This window comes from Xanthomonas sp. NCPPB 3218, assembly GCF_056725185.1.
Map to the genome: position 1 here is coordinate 2,433,326 of NZ_CM161516.1, position 23,124 is coordinate 2,456,449.

Sequence of the window (23,124 nt, forward strand, 5' to 3'; positions counted from 1 at the left end):
GATGCCATGCAGCGGCATGACATCCTGCCCCGTGACCGCCACGCCTGCCGTACCACCTGCGCTCAGGCCCGGGCTGTCGCCTCGCGCACGAAGTCTGCATAGGTGCGCAGTGGACGCCCCAGCATGGCCTGCAGTTTTTCCACCGTGCCGTCGGCCGCCCGCATGCCGTGGGTCTGGATGCCGGCCATCATCAGGCGCATGTCATAGGCCAGCCAGGAGGGGCCGTAGGCGGCCATCTGCGCTTCGAAGGCAGCCACGTCATCGCCCGCATAGGCGATCTCGCGCCCAAGCGCCGCACTCCAGACCTTCGCGGCGGAGGGGCCCGTCACTGCATGCGGGCCGACCAGTTCGAGCGTGACACGCTCAAGTGCGGCGGGTGCGCGGTCGCGGCGCAGCAACTCGGCAACCGCGATGTCGGCAATGTCGCGCGCATCGATCATGGCCACACCTGCCGAGCCGATCGGCATCGGGTAGACGGCGTACTGTTGAATCGTCTGCTGGATCATCGCCTCGTTCTGCATGAAATACGCCGGGCGCAGAATCGTGGCAGCAATATCGAGGCTTTCGATCATGCGCTCGACCGTGTGCTTGCCGGTGAAGTGCGGCACGTTGGTGAACCTGTCGGCATGGATCACCGACAGGTACACGATGCGCTCGATCCCTGCTTCCTTGGCAAGATTCAAAGCGATCAGCGCCTGCGTCACTTCGTCGGGAGTGACCGCATTCAACAGGAACAATGTGCGCACCGACGACAACGCGCCGCGCATCGACGCGACGTCGGTGAGGTCTGCGACCACTTCGGTGACACCGGCCGGGAAAGTGCGCTTGCCGGGTTGCCGAACCAGTGCCTTGACCTTGGCGCCTGCGTCGGCCAGGCCCTGGGTGATCAGAGAACCGATGGTGCCGGTGGCACCGGTAACGAGAATGCTCATGTGAATCTCCTGCTATGGATGGAAGAGGCGTCAGTGCGACATGTCCGCTGCGCATGGCGTTGCGGTGACGAGACGATAGGCCGTTGCATCCACAATACGAAGACGCAAAAATGTAGACGCCGGGTTTCAAATGTGGAACACCATGGATCTCAATGCATTGATCGATTTCGCGCTGGTCGCGGCGAACCAGGGCCTGGGAAAGGCGAGCCGTGCCAGCGGTAGATCCAAGGCGACCCTGTCGCGTCGCATCGCCGAGCTGGAGGAGCAGTTGGGAGTGCGACTGGTCGAGCGCAGCGCACGTGGCCTCAGGCTCACCGATGCCGGGCAGCTGCTGATGGAGCGCACCGAGGTGCCGTTGAGCGAGGTGGCCGAGGCCATGGCAGCCGCACGCGAGGGGCTCTCGAGCCCGCGCGGACGCTTGCGGGTGGCATCGCCGGTGCTGTTCTCGCAACTGGCGATGGGGCGCATCGGCGCAGAGTTCTGCGCCGCCTATCCGGAAATCACGCTGGAGGTGGTGGCCGAGGACCGCACGGTCGATCTGGTGGAAGAGCAGTTCGATGTGGCCATCCGCATCAACCCCAGCCCGGACAGCAGCCTGGTCGGGCGCTGCTTCGCCAGGGATCGGCTGGTGGTCGTTGCCGCCCCCGGCATCGCCATGCCGACCGGCGGCGCGGTCACATCCATGCCCGCTGTGGTGATGTCGAGCTTCCAGCCGACCACATGGACGCTCGATGACGGGCGTCTGGTCCTGGAACCCATTCCACGACTGCGGTTTTCCTCGTTCCTGATGGTCCGCGACGCGGCGATGGCAGGCGGTGGCATCGCGCTGATTCCGCAGTCGATCGCCTGGAACCAGCTCGCGCGTGGCGAACTGGTGCAGTGGGGCACCATCGCTGGCGCGAAGCCGGCGCTGTGGGTGTTGCACACGTCCAGGCGCCTGGCTGCCCCGAAGGTGCGTGCCTTCGTGGACTTCATGTGCGAGAGGTATCCGGACGCGTCGCTTGTGCTGAAGGGGTAGGGCGCTGCCTCCGGCTTGTGCGAGCCAGCCTGCGCGCCGGCCAGCGTGGACGCGTTATCGCCTGGAAAGATCCACCACCGAGATGCAGACAACGCTGTGAAAGCGCTGGATCGATCAACCGGTCCACACGCTGATGGCAGGCCCGCTTGCGCGTGCTTGAATATGCTCGTTCGGGGACGCGCGGCCTCGTCATGACGTCGGTAGAACCGCCTTGCGCTCAGGGATGCATGCCGCAATGAGGCAAGCCCTCCCTTGCACAGCTGACCACTGCAGATGCCCAGCCAGCCGCGCGCCGAGCACCCGGTCCCTCACACGCGCAAGAGCCGCCTGGCCAGGCTGCGGCCGGGCGCGGCGTCGGCGTGGTCGCCGCCAGCGCCCAGGATCGGGCGGCGCAGATGGGGCGGCGGCAGGCAGATCAGCACGCACGGCGTCTTTGCCAGTGCCGACTGCAGCGAGGAACGCCAGACGCCACGGCGGACGACGGCGTCGTGTTCGACCACCAGCACATCGGCGCAGGCGCGTTTGAGCAGTCCGGCGATCTCGCGCCGCGGATTGCCGACGGCCACGTGGATGCGCACGCGCAGGTCCTCGTCGGGCAGCTGCTGGACCAGGTCGCCGAGCCAGCTGGCAGCCGCGTCTTCGCTCAGCGGCTTGTCGTTGAACAGGCTGTCCACCAGCAGGCCTTCGCTGACTTCCGGCACGACGTGCAGCAGATGCAGGTCGGCGCCGCGGCGACGCGCCAGGGCGGCGGCATCGCGCAGCGATTCCAGGCTGGTTTCGCGGCCGGTGACCCAGCAGGCCACGTGACCGCCGACCGCGCCATCGCGCGGGATCGCATCGGCATAGGGCAGGGTGAGCATGGGCGTGGCCACGCGTTGCAGCACCCGCGCGCGCAGCGACACATGCAGCGGGCGCGGCAGGCCGGTGCGCTCGGACGGCGGCATGATCAGCAGCGCGTCGTCGCGGCTGCGGCAGAATGAGACGATGCCGGCGGCGGCCGGGCCGCCGGCAAGTGCGCGCTCGCAGCCCGGGTAGTTTGAAGCCTCGGCAAAGAACGCGTCCAGCGACTGCTGGGCCTGCGCACGCTTGCCCTTGGCGTGCACGTGCAGGATGGTCAGGCGTGCGCGCAGGCGGTCCACCAGTTGCGCCACGGTCGGGATGGCGGCATGGCAGGTCTCGGAAAAATTGGTGGCAAAGATCAGGTGGGTGGGGGTGGTCTGCATGGCTGGCTCCGTGGTCAGTAGATGAAACCGTCGATGGCGCGCACTTCGCGCAGCGGTACGCGCTGACCCAGCATTTCGCGCAGGGTGAGTTCGATGCCGCGCGACAGTGCGGTCATCGGGGTGTCGTGCACGGTGTTCTCGAACGGGTCTTCGATGGCGCTGCTGGCGCTGTCGATGGCGATCAGGGTGAAGCTGATCAGCACCGAGGCGATCGGCATGGCCAGGCCCATGCCGGCGATCAGGCCCAGCGGCACCAGCCAGCAATACATGTTCACCAGGGTGCGCGGCAGCGAGGAGAACTGCCGCGGCAGCGGGGTGTTCTTGATGCGCTCGCAGGCGCCCTGGATATTGGCCAGCGTGGTGAGGTTGGCGTCCAGCGACGACCAGCGCAGGCTGTCGAGCATGCCCCAGTCGCGCGCTTGCTGCAGTTGCTGGCCCAGCCGCAGGGTCAGCGCGTTGGGGATGTTGGCGTAGCCGCGCAGGTCGTCGGCGCGTGCCTGACCAAGCAGCCCGGCCAACTCGGGAAACGGGTTCTGCCGGCGCAGGTGACAGCGCAAGGCGTGCACGAAGGCGACCTGGTGCACCACGATATCGTCGCGCAGTGCGGCCTGGCGCGGGTCGGCCGGGTCCACATCCAGCGCGGTCAGGGCCTGGCGTGCGATGGCGCGCGAGGTGTTCACCAGCGCGCCCCAGAGTTGGCGCGCTTCCCACCAGCGGCCATAGGCCGCATTGGCGCGGAACGCCAGGAAGATGGTGAGCGCCGAGCCGAGCTGGGCCAGCGGCAAGGCTTCGATCGACAGCCACTGCCAGCCGAAGAAGGTGTAGAGCACGGCCACGGCGCAGTCGAACGCCAGCAACACCAGCAGGCGCTTGTAGGTCTTGGGCCAGATGCGTCGCAACGGAAACGTATCGCGGGTGATCATGGGAGAGGCAACATCGACGTGGGGTGGATGCATTACACCCAGCCTCCACGGTCGTGTCTGCCATCCTTGCGCCAGCGTTGGACAGTGCGCGCACCGTCCGAACGATGCGGCCGGCCTATCTTTCGATAGGGTGAAATCCGCAGCCCTGGCCACGATGCTGTGGCATCAACCATCGCAACAGAGGAGCGGCATTGCAGCGCAGGGGCATGGGTAGGCAATGGACAGACTGAGACTGCCATTCAAGTGGCGCGGACAGGTGGTCAAGCTCAATCGCGGCCCGACGCTATGGGCGTCGCTGGCGATGCTGGCCTCGCTGGTGTGGGCGGAGTGGTACTCGCACCTGGGCGTATCGCTGGGGCTGCTGTACATCCTGCCGGTGGTGCTGGCGGCCACGGTGCTATCGCGGCGCGACATCGTCATCGCGGCGATTGCCTGTGCGGTGCTGCGCGGCCTGTTCGTCACCGACGAAACCCCGGTCGAACAGGCACTGCGCTTTTTCATGGCGACGGTTGCCTATGCCGGCTGCGGGCTGCTCGTGGCTGAAATCAGCCGCACCCGCCGGGTGATCCTGGCCCATTACGTGCAGCTGCGCGCCGAACAGCGGCTGCGCCGGCGGCTGGAGCGGCAATTGCGGCTGCTTGCCGAGAGCAGCCCGGCGGCATTGCTGACCGTGGCCGGCGACGGCCGCATCGTGGCGGCCAACCGAGCCGCGCACGAGATCCTGGACATGGCCGAGGAGGGCGGGCTGGAAGGCCGCGCGGTGCGCGAGTTCCTGCCGCTGCTGGACGACGCGCTGAGCATGAGCGCCAACCTGGATGGCATGCGCACCTCCGCCAGCACCTGGGGTTGCCGCAGCGACGGTACCCGCTTCCCGGCCACCACCTGGTTCTCGGTCTACGAAGACAGCGCCGAGCGTCACCTGGCCGCGATCCTGGTCGACACCAGCGAGGAAGTGCGCGCGCGCGAATCGGCGCACTTCGACGATGTGCTGAAGAACAATCGCTTGCTGGCCGGCGCGGTGTCGCACGAGATCCGCAACCTGTGTTCGGCGGCGGGTGTGGTCACCTCCAACCTGGCGCGGCATCCTGCGATTGGCGCTGATCCGGACCTGGCCGCGTTGCGTAGCCTGGTGGCGGCATTGATGGAGCTGGCGTCCTTCAACCTGCGTCGGCAGCTGCCCGACGACGCGCATGAAACGCGGCTGCAGACGCTGTGTAGCGAGCTGGATGTGATCATCCGTTCGGACTGGGAGGACGTCGAGGGCCAACTGGTGATCCAGATCGCGGCCGACTTCCCCTCGGTGCACGGCGACCGCCATGCATTGCTGCAGGTGCTGCTCAATCTGGCGCGCAATTCGCTGCGCGCGGTGCAGGCGCTGCCGCCGCAACGCCGCCAGTTGATCGTCAGTGCGCGCCTGGAGCAGGAGCGCGCGGTGCTGAGCGTGCGCGACACCGGGCCCGGCATCGCCGAGCCGGGCCGCCTGTTCCAGCCGTTCCGCAGCGACAGCGACGGTTCCGGGCTGGGGCTGTACATCTCGCGTGCGCTGATGGCCAACCAGGGCGGTCTGCTGCGTTACGCGCCTGGCGGCGAAGGCGCCTGTTTCGAGCTGCATCTGCCGCTGGCGCACGCACCGTATGCGGAGGCGCTGGATGGATGAGTCGCGGCGCGCACCGGTGCGCCTCTACCTGCTGGACGACCACACGCTGTTCCGCGAGGGCCTGCTGCGCCTACTCGGTGCCGACGCCCGCTTCGAGGTGGTCGGGCAGTCCGGCGCATTGGCGCAGGCCATCGTACAGATCGCCTCGCTGACGCCGGACGTGGTCATCCTCGACTACGACATGGGCGAGTACAACGCGCTGGATTACATGCGGCGCCAGGCCGAGCAGGCGCGCCGTCCGGCCACGCTGGTCGTCACCGCCGGCCTGCCCGAGCGCGACGCACTGGCCTTGATCCGGCTCGGCGTGTCCGGTATCTGCCGCAAGGATGTTTCCACTGATGAACTGATCGACAGCATCCATGCGGTGGCGATGGGCCGGGTGCTGATCGACCAGCGTTATCTGCAATCGCTGGTCGCTCAGGGCACCCAGGAAAGCCGGCCCAGCTTTACCGACCGTGAGCGCGAAGTGCTGCGTGGCCTGCTGCGCGGGCAGTCCAACAAGTTGATCGCACGCCAGCTCGGCAGTTCGGAAAGCGCGATCAAGGCCACCTTCCAGCAGCTGTTCAACAAGCTCGACGTGCGCTCGCGCAGCCAGTTGGTGATGGTGATCCTGCAGGATTATCGCGACCTGGTGTGAGGCGTCTTGTTCCTTTGAAAGACACCGGGCGAGCGATGCAGGTGCACACGCTTATCCGCTGAACCCGATGCAGTTGCAACGGCACGCTGACAGATAGGGCGTGCGACAAGGCCGCATGTGTGACGCTGATCTGCCGCCTTGCAGGCATGCCGATCGGGATGCGATGGGTGGTGTTCCCGGAAAAGCGCCGAGCCTCACGTCATCACACGATGTCGGACTCATCTGCACGAGGCATGGACAAAGCGCCGGTCATCATGCGCGCCTGATGGAGAGAGGTGTTACATGGCGAAGCCGACGCTGTTCTTCCTGCACGCGCTTGGGTCCAGCAGCAACGAGTGGTCTGGCGTGATCCAGCGACTGGAGGCGCGTTTCGACTGTGTGGCGCTCGATATTCCCGGCTTTGGAGACGCGCCGCCGCTGCAGCATGTCGACACCGCCGCACTGGTTACCTGGTTTGTCGAAGAGGTAATCCGGCGGCAACCGACCTGCTGGTTTGCGGTCGGACACAGCATGGGCGGAAAGATCGCCACCCTGGCAGCGGCGCAGGCACGCGAGGGCGTGGCCGGGCTTGCCGGCCTGGCCGGCGTGATCCTGGTCGCGGCGTCACCGCCAGCGCCGGAGCCGATGGAGGAGTCACGCCGACAGACCATGCTGGCTTGGTTCGAAAAAGGCCATCCCACCCGGCAAGAGGCCGAGCAGTTCATCGACGACAACTGTGCGGGGAGGTTGCCTGCACCTGTGAGGGACGCGGCTGTAAACGATGTGCTGCGAACCAGTGCAAAAGCGTGGATCGCCTGGCTCTCACACGCCAGTCGTGAGGACTGCAGCGCCCAGGCCGGCTGCATGCAGGTGCCCGCCTTGATCCTCGCCGGCAGTGAGGATGGCGACCTCGGCGAAGCCGCGCAAAGCACGTTGAACGCGCCGCATTATCACGCTGCGCGGCTCGCCGTCGTGGCCGATGCCGCGCACCTGATCCCCTACGAACAACCGCAACACCTGGCGCAGCTGATTGCAGCGCATGTGGAGCGCAGCATGGACACGTGCCTGCCCGATGACTTCGTCAGGCTGCTCAATGCAGACCGGGTTGCCCCGCGCATGCGCAAGCTGCTGCTCAGCCGGCACGCTGGCCCACCCGCAGATGCGCAAGGCGTGCTGAGCCAGCATCAACTGGAGATACTCGGCGCAGTCGTTGCGCGCGTATTGGATGGGGAAAGCGATGCGCGCGCGATTGCACGGCGGATCGACGTCCAGCTTGCCGAAGGCGCAGGAGATGGTTGGCGCCATGCCGCGTTGCCACCCGATCGGCTGGCGATGCCGCTGGGGCTCGACACGCTCGACGCGCTGAGCAACGGCTTCGCTGGCCTGCCTGCGGAAACCCAGGACCATTGGCTGCGCGAGGTGTCGCGCGCGACGGCTGGCGATTCCTCGGCACATGGGCTGGATGCAGCGCAGCTGGCGCACTGGTTCGAGGATGTGCGCGCCGAAGCCGTGCGGACCTGGGTCAGCCTTCCCGCCACGATGGCCGCATTGGGATACGACGGCTTTGCGGTTGGCAGTGTCGGTATCGACAGCCTGGGCTATCAGCACACTGCAGCCGACCGGCAGGAAGCCTGGCAGCTTCCCGCCGAAGGCCTGCGATGAGCCGGGGCATCCACGACGCTGCGGTCGATGTGGTGGTGGTAGGCAGCGGAGCAGGCGGCGGCCCGCTGGCCGCACGGCTTGCACAGGCAGGTCTGTCGGTGGTGGTGCTGGAGGCGGGTGCGGCCTTCAGCCCTGCCTCCCATCTGCCCGATGAGCTGACCACCGGCATCTACTGGATGGAGGAGCGCCTGAGCGGCGGGCAGACGCCCACCGCATTCGGCGCCAACAATTCCGGTTCTGGCCTGGGTGGTTCGACCCTGCACTGGGGCGCCTTCTGCCCGCGTCCGGACAAGCGCGATCTGAGCCTGTCGACGCACACCGGGCAGCGCAGCATGGACTGGCCGATCGCGCATGAAGAGCTGCTGTCCTATATCCGACGCGTTGAGGAGTTCATCGGCGTCTCCGGGCCGGCGCACTATCCGTGGGACCCCGAGCGCAACTACGCCTATGCGCCGCCGCAGCGCAATGCGTCGGCCAACGCGATGGAGCGCGGTTGCCGCACGCTCGGCATCACCGCCACCGATGCCCCTGCCGCGTTGGTGACCAGAGCGCATGCGCAGCCGCACTACGGCATGCGCGCGGCCTGCAACAACTGCGGCGCCTGTCATCAAGGTTGCAGCAATGGCGCCAAGGTGAGCGTCGATACCACCTGGCTACCGCTGGCGCGCGCGCACGGTGCCCAGTTGCGACCCGGCTGCCGGGTCATCGATATCGAGCGCGATGCGCGTGGCATGGTCAGCGCGGTGGTCTACCAGCAGGACGGACGCGAACTGCGCCAGCGTTGCACAAGCCTGTTCCTGTGCGCAGGCGGCGTGGAAACACCGCGCTTGCTGCTCAACCTGGGGCTGGCCAACTCCAGCGGTCAGGTCGGGCGCAATTTCATGGCGCATGTGGCCACCCAGGTGTGGGGGGAGTTCGATGCGGACATGCGCATGAACCGCGGCTACCCCTCGTCGCTGATCACCGAGGACATGCTGCGCCCGACCAATGCCGATTTCATCGGCGGCTATCTGGTGCAGAGCCTGGGCGTGCAGCCGATCACCCTGGCCAACACCCTGGCACGTGGCGCAGGCCTGTGGGGGAGGGAGCTCGTCTCGACCATGGCGCGCTACAACCGCCTGGCCGGCATCGGCATCAATGGCGAATGCCTGCCGCAAGATGCCAACCGGCTAAGCCTGTCCGACGAGTGCGATGCCTTCGGCCAGCGCAAGGCGCGTATCGACTTCAGCTACGGACCCAATGAACGCGCGATCGATGCCCACGCACGCGCATCGCTGCACGCAATCTGGGAGGCGGCGGGCGCTCAACGCATTTTCGCCGCCGCCCGCTCCGCGCATACGCTGGGCACCTGCCGGATGGGCACCGATCCAGAGCAGGCCGTGGTGGACCCGGATGGCCGCGCATTCGATATCGCCAACCTCTACATCTGCGACAACTCGATTTTCCCAAGTGCGCTGGCAGCCAATCCCGCGCTGACACAGATGGCACTTGGCCTGCGCACGGCGGAGCGTTTTCTCGCCCGCTAGTTGCGTGCATACCACCACCTCTCTCTACCACCAGGAGTTCAGCATGGATCTCGGAATCAACAATCGGATCGCCCTCATCAGTGGCGGCGACTCGGGAATGGGCAAGGAGACTGCGCGGCAGCTGCTCGAAGCCGGCGTGCGCGTGGCGATCACCGATCTTCCGGACGGCACGCTCGACCAGGCAGTGGCCGAGTTGTCGGGCCTGGGGCAGATCATCGCCATCGAGGGCGACGTCACCCGCGAGCAGGACGTCGCCGCCATCTGGACGCAGGTGCGTGAACAACTGGGCGACCCCGACATCTACATCAACGCAGCAGGCGTCACCGGCGCAACCGGCGATTTCCTCGAGGTCAGTGATGCCGGCTGGCTCGAAACGCTGGACATCAACCTGATGGGCGCAGTGCGCATGTGCCGCCAGGCCATCCACGCGATGCGCCGCAATCAATGGGGACGGATCGTGCTGTTCGCCTCGGAAGATGCCGTGCAGCCTTACGTGGACGAGCTGGCCTACTGCGCATCGAAGGCAGGAATCCTGAGCCTGGCCAAGGGCCTGTCCAAGGCCTACGGACCGGACAACGTGCTGGTCAATACGGTGTCGCCCGCCTTCATCGCAACCCCGATGACCGACAAGATGATGCAAAAGCGCGCCAGCGAAAACGGAACCACGTTCGAGCAGGCGATTGAATCGTTCCTGGACGAAGAGCGTCCCGGCATGGTGCTCAAGCGACGTGGCCGCCCGGAAGAAGTGGCCTCGGCGGTTGCCTTCCTGTGCTCCGAGCGCGCCAGCTTCATCAACGGCGCCGGGATCCGGGTGGATTCGGGATCGGTCTTTACCATCGCGGGTTGAGGCAGGCGTCGTTCCGAGATGCGGTGAGCTACATAAGCTGCCGCGTCCTTTCTCTGCGCGCGTTACCAGGTGCCGGTAAGTGGGCGCATGTGTAATCGGCTGTAGGAATACTGCAGCCACGTTGCCCGGGAAACCAGCTCGTTTCAGCGGAGTGGGGCGCCTACGTTCACGGCGACGCGTAGCCTGCATGCTGGGCTACCACAGGCGGCGCGCGGCCGCTCGAAGCTGCTCGATACCCCTCTCGCGCCGGATTGCAGGGGTTGCCTTCGGCAGGGCAGAAGGCACTACTTTCTGCTTCTCGCTGCGGCATCGCTTTCACCGGCCGCCGCCAACGCTTTCGGCGCGAACTGATACCCCATCGAGCGCCAGGACGATGCGATGCCCAGGTCGTAGCCATAGACCAGGGTGACGTGGATGGCCGACATGGCGGCTGCCTTCTTGTCGTTGGCGAGGACGACCCTGGCAAGGTGCTCCGCCAACGCTTTGTCGTCGATGCGCCGTTCGGACAGGTTGACCTGCGCAACCACAGATTCGACATTCGGCGTGCCAAACACCGTGTTGTGCACGACGCGCGCGGATTGCACGCCCGGCTCGGCACTGACGGCTTCATGGGCCGCCAGCAAGTCCTTGAAGTAGTCACTCTGCGCAAGTTGCCCGGTAAACGCCGGGACTGCTGCGGCTGCGATCATCAACACAGCGACCACCACCAGGTGCACACGCCACACCGGCATCGGCCTGACGGCGGCGAGCGGTGTCTGCGCGGTGACAACCGAACTTCCCACCACAAGGTCGTGCAACGACCGGCGGCCGCGGCGATTGAACAGATACAGATAAAGGATCGAGAGCGTCCCGCCAAAGATCAGTAGCGTCAACACATACTGCAGCGGCGAGAGCAACACATCGCGATCGAACTGTGCACCGTTAAGGAAGAACGGGACACCCAATACCGAGTAACGCAGCAGCGATTGCGGAAGTGCCAGCAGGGCATCGTCCTTGCCAGCAACGCGCACGCCCAGCAGGCGCTTGCCCAGGGTCTGCCCCTTGCAAAGCACGCTGTTCATGACACCAAAATAAGTCAGTGCAACGAAGAATCCGAACAAACGCCCATAACCGCCCATCCGCACGAACACATCCAGCAACGCCCAGCCAGCCAACGCGCCGGCCATGCCAAGCACGAGGCAATCGACCAAGAACGCAGCAGACCGCCGCCAAAAACCCGCCGCGCCAGGCGCAGTATCAACTTCCATGTAGTTCCCCGTCAGGTGTTCTCCCGGACGCGATGATGCCATGCTGCAGTCAAGGAGACCACGAGTCGGCAGCTTTACCTGGCGATTTCCGGAAATTTGGTGGCAGATAAAATCTCAGTTTCTGTTTGACAACGGGCATGGCTGAGGAGGGCAGCTGGGGGATGGAACTATCGATTAGGGTTGTTTATCGGGGGGGGGGGCAGCGAACCTCAGGCCTGAAAAATTCCTTTGACTTAATCCGCCAGTGTGAAGCAAAGCTTTGGGGGTCAGCTCGAACTTCTAGCAACCGCCACGGTGGCTACGCCGCTACATTTTTCTTCAATTTTTGGCTGAGATGCGGAAGGAGGGCGCGGTGGTGCTTTGGATGCCGCTATCATCCGCGAGTTGCGCGTCACGCGCACGAGGCCGGCGAAGCTGATTCAACCGGCGCACCCTGTCACCCGCATATCCCGATGAATGTCACCTGCGCGATGCCTCGCGGCATGCGGTGATCGCTTTTTCGATGGTCTCGACGAGATCGGCCACGCGCATCGCCTGGTACATGTCGAGGATCTGCGATGAGAGGAACTCCACGCCATGTTCGGCTTCCGCGCGCGAGACGACGGCGGTGAGACCGAGCGAGTCGAACTCGATGCCATCGAGCAGCGTTTCCATATCGATCGGACCGTGGGCGTCGGCATAAGCGCCATGCAACGCGTCGAGCACCAGCTCCTTGACGGTGGGCGTCGGTTCCATAGGCTACGTATTCCCCCGGTTGCCTCGATGCGCCTGGCGAGGGAGTGCCTCCCCGCGCCGCCTCCACTGATGCTAGCATCAGCCACAGCCTGCGGCAAAGCCACATTCAGGTGAGCCGTGTAACGGTCGAGGGGGGGGTATCGACGCATGAGGATCGATCCACGAACGCCGCTGGATATCGTCGTGACGTCCGCCATCGGCGATGTCGACATCGATGATCTGGTGCGTTTCAGTGACCTGGCCTGGCGGCACAATTACAAGGGACGGTTGCGCGTCGTTTACGACGCCTCATTCTATGCGTGGCTGCTGAGCGGCAAGGACTGGTTCGCAGTGCTGGCGCGCAACGGCGAGGGACGCATCGTCGGTTGCATGTTCGCCCTGGTGCGCGATCTCTACATTCGCGGCGAGTCGTTTCCCTCGGTCTATTCGACCGGTTGGGCAGTGGACCCGGCTTATCGCCGCACGGGCGTGTCGCTGCGGCTCTGGCTGGCCCTTCACGATCGCGTCCGCGAATGCGGGTACGTGTCGATTGGTGCATCCCACGCGGGCCTCTCCGGGACGCGCGGCGACGTCGTGTTTCGCGACGACGCTGAGGATCGCGGCAGGATCGTCGCCCATCACTGCGGTGCCATCTGGAGCCGCCTTGTCGGTGGCTCGGTCATCGCGCACGCGCCGGTCGTCATGCAACGGCTTTGCTTCGTCGACGGCGAGCACGTTCTGGAATGCGCCGACATGCCCATCGATCTTGCGACGCTTTCCTCGTCGATGGCTGCGACCGGGCGGCTCACCTTCGCGCCGTCACGGCACTTCCGCCACATCTATTTCAACAGCGAGTTCACCCGTTCGGGAACGATGTGGGTGGAGACGGGCGACGGCGCCCGGTGCGCGGTGGGTTTCTCCATCTTTGCCCTGGCGATGGACGATCTCGCCGTTGGCACGATCGGCCGCATCCAGTTCTTCCTGCCGTTCGACGGCGGCGAGGCGGCGCAGGTCGAAGCGCTGAACGCGATGTGCGCGTTCCTGGCGCGCCAGGGATGCTCCACGGTGTCGATGGTCGAGCAACCGGCGGCGGCGCCCGCGGTGATGGAGCGATGCGGATTCACCAAAGCCCCCGACAGTGTCACGTTCAGCGTGCGCAGTCCGGCCGCCCTTGCGCACCGGTTCGATGACGCTCCGCCTTTCGCGCTCGATTTCCTCTAGGACGAATGATGACGGTTGATGCAGCTACGACCGACGATGGTAGGCTGGCCCGTGTCGCTACCTTGTTGCGGGACCGGGACACGCTCCGCGCGCGCCTGGATGCGGTGACGAAACGCAAGGGTCTCGCTCGGGTGAGGATGGCCGCATGGATCGACGATGAGCAGGTCGTCATCGGGGACGAGCCCGGCGAGGTCGTCGCGGGTTGTCTGGCAAAGATGTTGACCGGGATGCTCGTGGAAGAGGCGGTGGCCGCCGGTCGCATCGCCTGGACCGATACGCTCCCGCACGTCTTCGCAGGTCTTGGCGAGCGATCGGCGGAGCGGCTGTCCGGTATCACGGTGGGCCAGCTGCTCGACCATACGCACGGCCTCGACGTGTCACGGTTGACCGGTGTCCCGCTGGACGATGCAGGCTGCATCGATGTGATTGCATTGTGCGAGAGCGTGTCCTCCCGGCCGTTGCACGCCTCGGGTCGGATATACAGTTATGGTCACGTCGGCGCTTGGCTTGCCGCGGCGGTGCTCGAACGAGTGCGCGGCGTTGCCTACGGGACGATGCTCGCGGAGCGAGGCTTTGCCGGGGAATCCTCGCCGGCGGAGCGGCAGGCGATCTGTCCCGCGACGGGCGGGCAATTGGCCCTTGGCATGGAGCGCTGGCTGGCGTTCGCTCAGGAAGCGATCCGCCGGCATCGCGAGGCGCCATCGTCGCCGATCGGACTGCCCGGCTGGCACCCGTCCGAGCGTGCAGTGAGCCGTGGCTGGAAATGCTATGGCGACGGATGGATGGGCCACAACGCCAATCTCACCACGAGTTCGGCGGTATTGCGGATCCATCCTGGAATGAACGCGGCCGTGCTCGTCGCCACAGACGACGCGAACGGCGCCCCCGTCGCCGCATCGGCGGTTTTCGGGGAGATCCTGCCGGAGTTCTACGCGATGCGCCCGCCGCGCCTGATGAAGGCTACGGATGTCGATGCGGCCTCGATGGTCCGGCATGTGGGTCGCTACGTCCAGGCGCAGGGCGAGGTCGAGGTAATCCTCGACGAACAGGGGGCACTGTGCCTGAGGCCGACGTTAGCGGGGGATGCCAACGTGTTTCCTCCGCGGCGGCTGCGGCCGGCGGAGCAGGGCCTGTTTCTCTCCGAGGCGGGAGGGGACGCCCAATTCCTGTTCGTGCAGTTCGTACCCGGCGGGTCTTCGAACGATTCTGCTTTCCTATGGAATGGAAAGCAGCTGTGGCGTCGCGTATCGGTACACGACGCGCCGTGACCACGGTGCTCGCGATGTCTTTCGGGCGCGCTCCATGCCGTGTTGACAGCGGTGCTTTGGTCCATCGATAGTCGGCATCGTCAATTCCATCGGTCGGGGCGAATATCCGTGGACACCGAGACGTCGGGGCAGCTGCCGCTGCTCCAGAATTTCCCCGTGGACGGACCCCGGCTGGCGAAGGGGGCTCCACGGTATTCCCGGTTGACACACGTCATTTCCATTGACCGTATAGATCGCCTCGCCTTGCGCTACGAAGCAGTCCAGGCCGGCGTTGTCGCAGGCCTGCATGCGATTTTCGCATTGCTTCTCATGCGCTGCAGCGGCGAAACGCAGGTGCGCATCGCCACCTCGGCGGCGGAAAAAAGCGGACTGCGTCTTTCGTCGATCGATGCACCGCCGGGACGTTCTTTTCCGTTCATCCTAGCCCAGAGCGCGGCCCAGCTTGACTGCATGCGGCAGGCCTCGTTCCATGTCGACGTTGTGGTTCGCGAGTGGGGCGGCGATGCCTCTTCGGGCGACTACGTAAGCGACCTCGCGCTTTTCGTGTCGCCTGTACCACACGGCGTCGAACTGGTCTGGGTGCATGCCGAGGATGCCGTTGATGGGGCGTCGGTCGAACGCATGGTGCGCCGCTTCGGCGTTTTGCTGGATGCGGTCGCGACGGACGCGGACACCGACGTCTGGCGTCTTATGGTGATGGACGCCGACGAGCGACGCATGGTGTTGAATGCCTGGAACGCGACCTCGCTTCCATGGCCGCGAAGCACGATGCACGCGCTATGCGCCGCGCAGGCCGCGCGCACGCCCGATGCAATAGCGCTTTGCTGGCGCGACGAGCGATGGACATTCGCGGAACTGGACCGCCGCGCCAACCAGCTCGCGCACGTGCTCCGCGCGCAGGGCGTGGGCGACGATAGCGTCGTGGCGGTGTGCCTCGAGCGCTCGCCGTCGATGGTGGTCGCGCTGAAGGCCGTACTCAAGGCTGGCGCGGCCTACGTGCCGCTCGACCCGAATTATCCTTCCGATCGCCTGGATTTCATGGTGTCCGACAGCGGCGCGGCATGGGTGGTGGCGCAATCGGGTACGGTGAACAGGCTGAGCGCCACGGCGAATCGCCTGTTGCTCGACGATGCCTCGTGGCAGGCGCGTATTGCCGCCAGCCCGGCGGACGAGCCGCCGCCCGAGCGTGCCGCGGCGCCGGCCGCACTCGCCTATATCATCTATACATCCGGCTCGACTGGCCGTCCTAAGGGTGTCTGCATCGAGCACCGACAGGCCGTCGCCTTCATCGCCTGGGCACGTGAGGTATACGATGCCGACGCATTGGACGGCGTGCTGGCGGCCACCTCGATCTGCTTCGACCTGTCCATCTTCGAACTGTTCGTTCCGCTGGCCAGCGGTGGACGCATCGTGCTGGTCGACAGCCCGCTCGATTTCGAGGGCATCGCGCGCGCGCCGGCACTCAGGCTGATCAACACCGTTCCTTCGGCCATCAAGGCGCTGGTCGACGAAGACGCCGTGCCGTCGTCGGTGCGTATCGTCAACCTCGCCGGCGAACCACTGGCCGAAGCGCTTGTTCGCGACATCTATCGGTGCACGTCGGCCGAAGCCGTCTACAACCTCTACGGGCCGTCGGAAGATACTACCTATTCCACTTACGCGAAGATCGAACGCGACCGGCCCGGTCCACCTTCGATCGGCGCTCCGATCGCGAACGGCCAGGCTTACGTGCTCGATCGCCACATGCAACCGGTGCCCATCGGCGTCCTGGGCGAGGTGTACGTCGGCGGCGCAGGCGTTGCGCGCGGTTACTGGCGACGACCGTCGCTGACCGCGGAACGCTTCGTCCCCGATCCGTTTCATCCGGCGGCCGGCATGCGGTTGTACAAGACCGGCGATCTCGCGCGCTGGTCCGCCGAGGGCCAGCTCGAATACCTCGGTCGCGTCGACTTCCAGGTGAAGCTGCGCGGCTTGCGCATAGAGCTGGGCGAGATCCAGGCGCGCCTTGTGGACATGCATTGGCTCGACGAAGCCGTCGTCACGGTGTACGAGGACGAGCGCGGCGAGAAGCAACTGGTGGCCTACGTGGTCCCCACGTCGTCGAGGCGAACCATGCAGGGGTTGCCCGCCGAATGCGCGAGATCTCTGGCGGAACACCTACCTGACTACATGATTCCTGCGGTTTTCGTCGTTCTCGATGCGATGCCGCAGACGCCCAACGGCAAGATCGATCGCGCGGCGTTGCCTTCGCCACTCCGGGCGACGGGCCCGGCGTACGAGGCGCCCGTCAGCCCGCTCCACGAGCGCCTCGCACGCGTCTGGCAGGACGTACTGGGGCTGTCGTCGCCAGTCGGTATGCGCGCGAACTTCTTTGACCTGGGCGGCAATTCGATCCTCGCCATGCGCGTGCAGTCGCGCCTTCGCCTCGACCATGGCATCGACGCGTCCCTGGGCAGCCTCTTTGAGTCGGCCACGCTCGACGATTTCGCGCGGTCCGTCGCGCGGGACGCCTCGTCCCGGCTGCCGCCGCTGTCGTCCACGGTACCAGGCGAGGCCGTGCCTCTGTCGTTCGTGCAGCAGGGTCTGTGGCTGGTAGACCAGCTCGGAGGAGGCAGTGCGCAGTACCACGTACAGGTCCGGTTCCTACTGGAGGGCGAACTCGACGTGCCGGTGTTGCGGGCTTCGCTCGAAGCCATCCTGCGTCGCCACGAGAGTCTTCGCACCGTCATCGCCTTCCGCGACGAGGTACCCGTGCAGCGCGTGCGCGACGATCTCGCGCTGTCTTTCCTCGAGGTCGATCTGAGCCATCTTGCGGCAGCGGAGCGGGAAGGCGCGTTGACGGCCGAAGTCAGGCGGGATGCGCTCGCGCCGTTCGCGCTCGATCGCGATGCCATGCTGCGCGCCGTGCTCGTCCGGCTGGAGCCGGGACGTCATGAGTTGCTCATGACGATGCATCACGTCGCCACCGACGGCTGGTCGATCGACGTGCTCGTCGACGAGCTCGGCGCGTTCTACGATGCCGGGCTGCGTGGCGCGTCTCCGACGCTGCCCACATTGCAGTTCCGCTACGCGGATTACTCCGCCTGGCAGCGCAAATGGCTCCGGGACGACACTCTCGAAGCCGAATCTGCTTACTGGCTGGCCCAGCTCGCGGGCGTGCCCGCCACCCATTCGCTGCCCCTGGACAGGCCCCGTGCGGAACGGGAAGAAATGGCTGCCGACGTGCTTCGCACGCATCTGGACGGTTCGACCGCGAAGACGCTTGCCGACCTGTCCCGAGCTGCACGAGCGACACCGTTCATGGGCCTGCACGCCGTGTTTGCGCTGCTGATGGCGCGCGCCAGCGGCGAGGAGGACATCGTCGTCGGCACGCCCGTGGCCAATCGCGAGCATCCCGAACTCGCCGCCATGATCGGCCTGTTCACCAACACGCTGATCCTGCGCAGCCGTGTCGGGCCCACCGCTTCGTTCAACGACGTGCTCCAGCAGAGCCGCCAGCTCGTGCTCGACGGCCACGCACATCAGCACGTGCCGTTCAATTACCTCGTGGAACGGTTGCAGCCGTCGCGTTCGCTGGGGCACGCGCCGCTGTTCCAGGTGATGATCTCGCTGCAGGATACGGGACGTACGCCGCTTCGGCTGACCGGGCTGGAGGCGACGGCTCGTACGGTGCGTCCGGAACTCGCGCTCGTCGAGCTGACCCTCGAGGTGACGGAGACCAACGACGGGCTGCTGCTGGACTGGGTCTATCGCAAGAATCTCTTCGATGCCTCCACCATCGAGCGGCTGGCACGAAACTTCGAGGCGCTCCTGCGTCAGGTCGTGGCCGAACCGCGTAGCGAGGTGTGGCGGCTTCCCGGGACCGGTGACGGCATGTGCCCTCACGCGCCCCGGACACCCGCGCCCCTTGCCGACGACGTGCTCCCGTCGCACCGGATCGCGCCGGCGCAAGTGCCCGACGATGTTGAGTCGGCGCTTCACGACATCTGGGCCCGCCTGTTCCAACAGGCATCGGTGGATGTCGACCTGCATTTCTTCGCGGCGGGTGGCAACTCGCTTCTGCTCATGCGGATGGTGCACGCCATCCGTGAACGTCTTGGCGTCGATGTAGCGGTTGCCGATGTTTTCCGGCATCCCACGATTCGCCGCCTCGCCGCCGTGGTGCGATCTGCGGGGGAGATCGCGCCGGAGGGGGCACTCCAGCGACAGGGCCGGTCGAGGTTGTCGCTCAGCCAGTTCCGCGTATGGTACATGGAGCAGCTGCGTCCCGGCAGCGAGCACAACATTCCGTTTGTGTTAGCGCTGCGGGGGCCGGTCGATCGGCAGACCGTCGAGCGCGCGCTCGACCGGCTCGTCGCCAGGCACGAGATGCTGCGCACGCGCTTCGAGCTGGACGACGACGTGCCCGTGCAGGTGATCGAGCCAGCGGCGCCAGTCTCGCTCGAGTACAGGGACCTCTCGACGTTCGACGCGGCGCAGCGCGAAGCAAGCCTGAACATCCTCTCGGTGGGCCACGCGACACGGCGCTTCGAGCTGCACAAGGCACCGCTGATGTCGGCCATGCTGCTTCGCCTGGCCGCCGATGACCATCGTCTGCACCTGAACTTCCATCATCTTGTGTTCGACGGTGGGTCGTTCGCCATCTTCCTGGAGGAATTTCTGCTAGTCGCCGAGGCCCTCGCGAACGGTGTCGAACCCGCCCTCGATCCGGTCGGCCATAGCTACCTCGACTTTGTCGCCGGACAGGAGCGCTGGCTCGCGTCCGACGCCGCCGTGACAGAAGGAGTTTTCTGGCGAGACTACCTCGACGGCTGTCCGCAACACCTGGCGATGCCGCGTCAGCACGACTGGCCGACCGACCCGGAGCAGGCTGCCCGTCACGTCGCTGGCCTGTCGCCAGACGTCCGTGCGCGGCTCGATCGCGTGGCGCGCAAACACGATGGGACGCTCTTCGGCGTGCTCTACGCCGCATTCGCGCTGTTGCTGGGGCGTCTGGCCGGCCAAGACGACCTGGTGATCGGCGTACCCGTCAGTGGCCGCCATGGTCGCTCGGCCCAGGGCGTGATCGGCAACTTCCTCAACAATCTTCCGGTGCGCACGCGCTGGCGGCCGGAAGACCGGTTCGGCGACTACCTCGCCGATCAGGTGCGTAACGTTACCCAGGTGCTCTCGCACCAGGATTATCCGTTCGAGAAGATCCTCGAACAGGCGCCCCAGTTGCGCGGCACCGACGGCGTGCCGGCGCTCCAGGCGTTCTTCAACATGCAGAGCGTGCAGCCTCCGGCACGGCCGCGCTACCTGGCCGCCGAACGCGTCGAGGCGGCCGAGATCGAGGCGAAGTTCGACCTCACGCTCTACGTCGAAGACGACGGCACCGACGTGACCCTGACCTGTCACGGCAAGGATGCCGTCTTCGCATCGGCCGCCCTGGCCAACCTGTTGCGCCAATACGTTCTGCTTCTCGAACAGATCGCCGACGACCCGTCGATGGCCTGCGGCACGTATTCCCTGCGCGCAGGCGACGACGCGCCGTTCGAGCCGCGCCGGTTCTGGCCAGGACCTGTGCATGCGCTGTTCCGGGATCGTGCGCTGGCGCAGCCGGATGCGCCGGCTATCGTGGAAAGCGGCCAATCGTGGAGCTACGGCGCGCTGCTGGTCGCATCCAGCCGGCTCGCGGCGGGCCTGCGGGCTTCCGGAACCATGCCCGGCGACGTTGTAGCGATCGTCGCCAGCCGCCAGGCGGCGCTGGTGGTCGCGGTCATGGCGGTGCTCCAGACGGGGGCGGCATTCTCGTTGCTAAATGCGGAGTATCCGGTCGAGCGGGTCGTGCAGCTCGTGGACATCGTCCGGCCCGGCCGCATCCTTTTCGCCGGGGAACCCGGGCGGTTCCCACCGGGGCTCGTCGCAAGGCTCGACGGCATGGCGGCGACGTCCTTCGTGTCTCCGCTTGCGCCGAGGGATTACGACCTCGCGGAGGTGGCGCCGATGGCCGAGGCGGAGCCGCGGCAACTGGCCTGCGTGACCTTCACGTCAGGTACCACGGGCGTGCCCAAGGCGGTCGCGGGCACGCACATCGGGCTGGCCGGTTACCTGGACTGGGTGCCCGAATGGTTGCGCCTGTCGCCGTTCGACCGTTTCAGCATGCTGTCCGGCCTCGGTCACGATCCGCTGCAACGCGAGATATTCACGCCGTTGTGCCTTGGCGCCACGCTGTTCATTCCTGATGCCGAGGCGATCGCGCCGCATCGCCTGGCCGAATGGCTGGTCGGGCAGGCAATCACGTTCGCACACCTCACTCCGGCCATGGCCGAGGTGCTGTGCGCCACCGATATCGTCGGTTTTCCCTCCTTGCGCATCGCGTTCGTCACGGGCGACAAGCTGGGCGGTGCGACGGTGTCCAGGCTGCTGTCGCACAACAAGGCGATGCGCGTGCTCAATTCGTACGGCACGACCGAAACGCAACGCGCCACCACGTATTTCGAGATGTCCGGCTCGCGGGCGGCTGGCGGAATCGTCCCGGTAAGCGAGACGGCGCCCGATACGGCCATCCGCGTGCTCAACGCGTTGGGAACGGCATGTGGGCTGGGCGAAACGGGTGACGTTTTCGTCGAAAGCGAGGCACTCTCGCGCGGTTATCTCAACGATCCGGCCTTGACGACGGCGGCCTTCACGACACTGCCGGGCGGGCGTGGCCGCTATCGCACCGGCGACATCGGTTATCGGCAGCCCGACGGCACGGTCCGCATACTCGGGCGCAAGGACGGGCAGGTAAAGATAAGGGGCTTCCGCATCGAGCCTGGCGAAATCGAGGCCACGCTCCGTTCGCTGGACGGGGTGAAGGATGCGGTGGTTCGGTCGTCGGATGGCCCCGGCGGCGAAAAGGCACTCGTCGCCTACGTTGTCACCGAGAGCCCGCCGGACGACCACGGATCGTGGCGTGCACGCCTGCTGGATCACCTTCGGCGAATGCTGCCCGCCTACATGCTGCCGTCGTCCATCGTGGCGATGAGCGCGTTGCCGCTGACGCCTAACGGAAAGCTCGACGCGCGTGCCTTGCCTGAGCCGTCCTGGGGGCCCGCGACGGTTGCCGCCGCTCCGCGTGGCGAGATGGAAGACGTGATCGCCTCGATATGGGCGGACATCCTGGGCCTGGACCGCGTCGGCGTCGACGACGATTTCTTCGAACTCGGAGGACACTCGATGTTGCTTGTGCTGTTGTTGAACCGTATCCGCGAGCGCCTGGATCTTCGAGGAAACATCACCCGCATCCTGTCCTGCAGCACCGTAGCGGAGCAGGCGAGGGTCCTGTCGTCGATGCGTGCGGGGGCCAGGGAGTGAGGCCCACCTCGGTAGGCATTCTCGGCCTTGGCTATGTGCTGGGCGAACAGTCGCTGCCGGTGGCGGAGATCGACGGTCGAGCGGAGGTGATGCGCGAATACCGGATGCCTGATCGCCAGGCGCTGTGGGGATGGGATCGCTATCGCCGCACCGAGCGAAGCCGCGCGGATCTCGCCGCTGAAAGCGCAGCGGGCACCGTGGTCCGCGGTGGGGTGGCCCCGGGCCAAGTCGACGCGCTCGTCGTCTGCTGTGGCGATGGACTCAATTACTACGCTCAGAACTTGTTCGTCAGCGAACTGTCGAAGCGCCTCGGCCTGGATTGCGAGTTCGTGACGTGGATCGGCGGCGCCGGATGCGCTTCGCTGTTTTCCGCGGTGCGCGTCGCACGCTCGCTCGTCATGGCCGACACGTTTCGGAATGTGCTGGTGGTTAGCGTGGACAAGGTGGACAACGAGGCGGCGCGTTTTCAGCGCTACGGCGTCTTCAGCGACAGCGCCTGCAGCTTCATCGTTCGCGGCGAAGGTCCCACCGACTTCACCGTCGCAGGCGTTGCCGTGGCCTCGTCGCTGCCGTCCCTCAATGGGTCCGGGCAGGACATCGCGCAGAAATGCATGCTGATCCAGTCCGTGTTCGAGCGACTGGGCTCGGAGAAGGGCGAATTTCCCTACGAGGGAAGCGTCTTCTTCGGCAGTAACGTGTTCCTGCCGATCCAGGACCTCGAACGATCCGTGATGCCGATAAACGGTGTTGTCCATGAACGCGGCAACATTGCACCGTACGGCCACTGCGCGGGTGCCGATCCGTTCATCAACCTGTTCGATTTCTACGCCCGAGGCGACAACGAAAACATGCAGCGTTCGGTACTGGGTTCGAGCGCGCACGGACATTTCGGCGTAATGCTGCTTGAGCGGCGGCCGACGACGATGGTCTAG

15 protein-coding genes are annotated in these 23,124 nt (G+C 65.9%); 10 read left to right on the plus strand and 5 right to left on the minus strand.

The features are described 5' to 3' along the window. Nucleotides 1-62: 62 nt before the first annotated feature. Nucleotides 63-932, minus strand: coding sequence for an NmrA family NAD(P)-binding protein (locus AC1PLS_RS10655; RefSeq protein WP_184434473.1), 870 nt, complete (start codon nucleotides 930-932; stop codon nucleotides 63-65). A 142-nt stretch (nucleotides 933-1,074) separates the two neighbouring features. Here AC1PLS_RS10655 and AC1PLS_RS10660 point away from each other — a divergent pair, with 142 nt between their 5' ends. Then, entirely contained in the window at nucleotides 1,075-1,950 is an 876-nt protein-coding gene (locus AC1PLS_RS10660; RefSeq protein ID WP_184434470.1) for a LysR family transcriptional regulator, read from the plus strand. Nucleotides 1,951-2,258: 308 nt separating this feature from the next. On the opposite strand, the gene AC1PLS_RS10665 is transcribed toward AC1PLS_RS10660, so the two are convergent. Beyond that, complete coding sequence (locus tag AC1PLS_RS10665) at nucleotides 2,259-3,173, minus strand: universal stress protein (protein ID WP_184434467.1); 915 nt, start codon at nucleotides 3,171-3,173, stop codon at nucleotides 2,259-2,261. A gap of 14 nt (nucleotides 3,174-3,187) precedes the next feature. Continuing rightward, complete coding sequence (locus tag AC1PLS_RS10670) at nucleotides 3,188-4,096, minus strand: bestrophin family protein (protein ID WP_024939959.1); 909 nt, start codon at nucleotides 4,094-4,096, stop codon at nucleotides 3,188-3,190. Nucleotides 4,097-4,313: 217 nt separating this feature from the next. Between AC1PLS_RS10670 and AC1PLS_RS10675 the strand changes: the two genes are divergently transcribed. From AC1PLS_RS10675 to AC1PLS_RS10695, 5 genes are all read left to right on the plus strand, one after another. Further along, a complete protein-coding gene (locus tag AC1PLS_RS10675) occupies nucleotides 4,314-5,753 on the plus strand; it encodes an ATP-binding protein (RefSeq protein ID WP_054592704.1) in 1,440 nt (479 codons plus the stop codon). After that, nucleotides 5,746-6,390: a LuxR C-terminal-related transcriptional regulator gene (locus AC1PLS_RS10680; protein WP_024939961.1), complete on the plus strand. Its 645-nt coding sequence runs from the start codon at nucleotides 5,746-5,748 to the stop codon at nucleotides 6,388-6,390. Before AC1PLS_RS10675 ends, AC1PLS_RS10680 begins: the two co-directional genes overlap by 8 nt. A 282-nt stretch (nucleotides 6,391-6,672) precedes the next feature. Continuing rightward, nucleotides 6,673-8,031, plus strand: coding sequence for an alpha/beta hydrolase (locus tag AC1PLS_RS10685; protein ID WP_184434734.1), 1,359 nt, complete (start codon nucleotides 6,673-6,675; stop codon nucleotides 8,029-8,031). Continuing rightward, complete coding sequence (locus AC1PLS_RS10690) at nucleotides 8,028-9,557, plus strand: GMC family oxidoreductase (RefSeq protein WP_184434464.1); 1,530 nt, start codon at nucleotides 8,028-8,030, stop codon at nucleotides 9,555-9,557. Before AC1PLS_RS10685 ends, AC1PLS_RS10690 begins: the two co-directional genes overlap by 4 nt. Before the next feature lie 43 nt (nucleotides 9,558-9,600). Further along, nucleotides 9,601-10,404: an SDR family NAD(P)-dependent oxidoreductase gene (locus tag AC1PLS_RS10695; RefSeq protein WP_481104459.1), complete on the plus strand. Its 804-nt coding sequence runs from the start codon at nucleotides 9,601-9,603 to the stop codon at nucleotides 10,402-10,404. A 284-nt stretch (nucleotides 10,405-10,688) separates the two neighbouring features. Here AC1PLS_RS10695 and AC1PLS_RS10700 read toward each other — a convergent pair whose 3' ends face one another. Both AC1PLS_RS10700 and AC1PLS_RS10705 read right to left on the minus strand, forming a co-directional pair. Continuing rightward, complete coding sequence (locus tag AC1PLS_RS10700) at nucleotides 10,689-11,570, minus strand: RDD family protein (protein ID WP_481104492.1); 882 nt, start codon at nucleotides 11,568-11,570, stop codon at nucleotides 10,689-10,691. A gap of 540 nt (nucleotides 11,571-12,110) precedes the next feature. Then, complete coding sequence (locus tag AC1PLS_RS10705; RefSeq protein WP_104608358.1) at nucleotides 12,111-12,386, minus strand: hypothetical protein; 276 nt, start codon at nucleotides 12,384-12,386, stop codon at nucleotides 12,111-12,113. Nucleotides 12,387-12,533: 147 nt separating this feature from the next. Between AC1PLS_RS10705 and AC1PLS_RS10710 the strand changes: the two genes are divergently transcribed. From AC1PLS_RS10710 to AC1PLS_RS10725, 4 genes are all read left to right on the plus strand, one after another. After that, a complete protein-coding gene (locus AC1PLS_RS10710) occupies nucleotides 12,534-13,586 on the plus strand; it encodes a GNAT family N-acetyltransferase (RefSeq protein WP_481104460.1) in 1,053 nt (350 codons plus the stop codon). Between the two features lie 137 nt (nucleotides 13,587-13,723). After that, entirely contained in the window at nucleotides 13,724-14,854 is a 1,131-nt protein-coding gene (locus AC1PLS_RS10715) for a serine hydrolase (RefSeq protein WP_481104461.1), read from the plus strand. 108 nt (nucleotides 14,855-14,962) lie between these two features. Next, a complete protein-coding gene (locus tag AC1PLS_RS10720; protein WP_481104462.1) occupies nucleotides 14,963-22,192 on the plus strand; it encodes a non-ribosomal peptide synthetase in 7,230 nt (2,409 codons plus the stop codon). After that, on the plus strand, nucleotides 22,189-23,124 hold the full coding sequence (locus tag AC1PLS_RS10725; protein WP_184434449.1) for a hypothetical protein: 936 nt from the start codon (nucleotides 22,189-22,191) through the stop codon (nucleotides 23,122-23,124). Before AC1PLS_RS10720 ends, AC1PLS_RS10725 begins: the two co-directional genes overlap by 4 nt.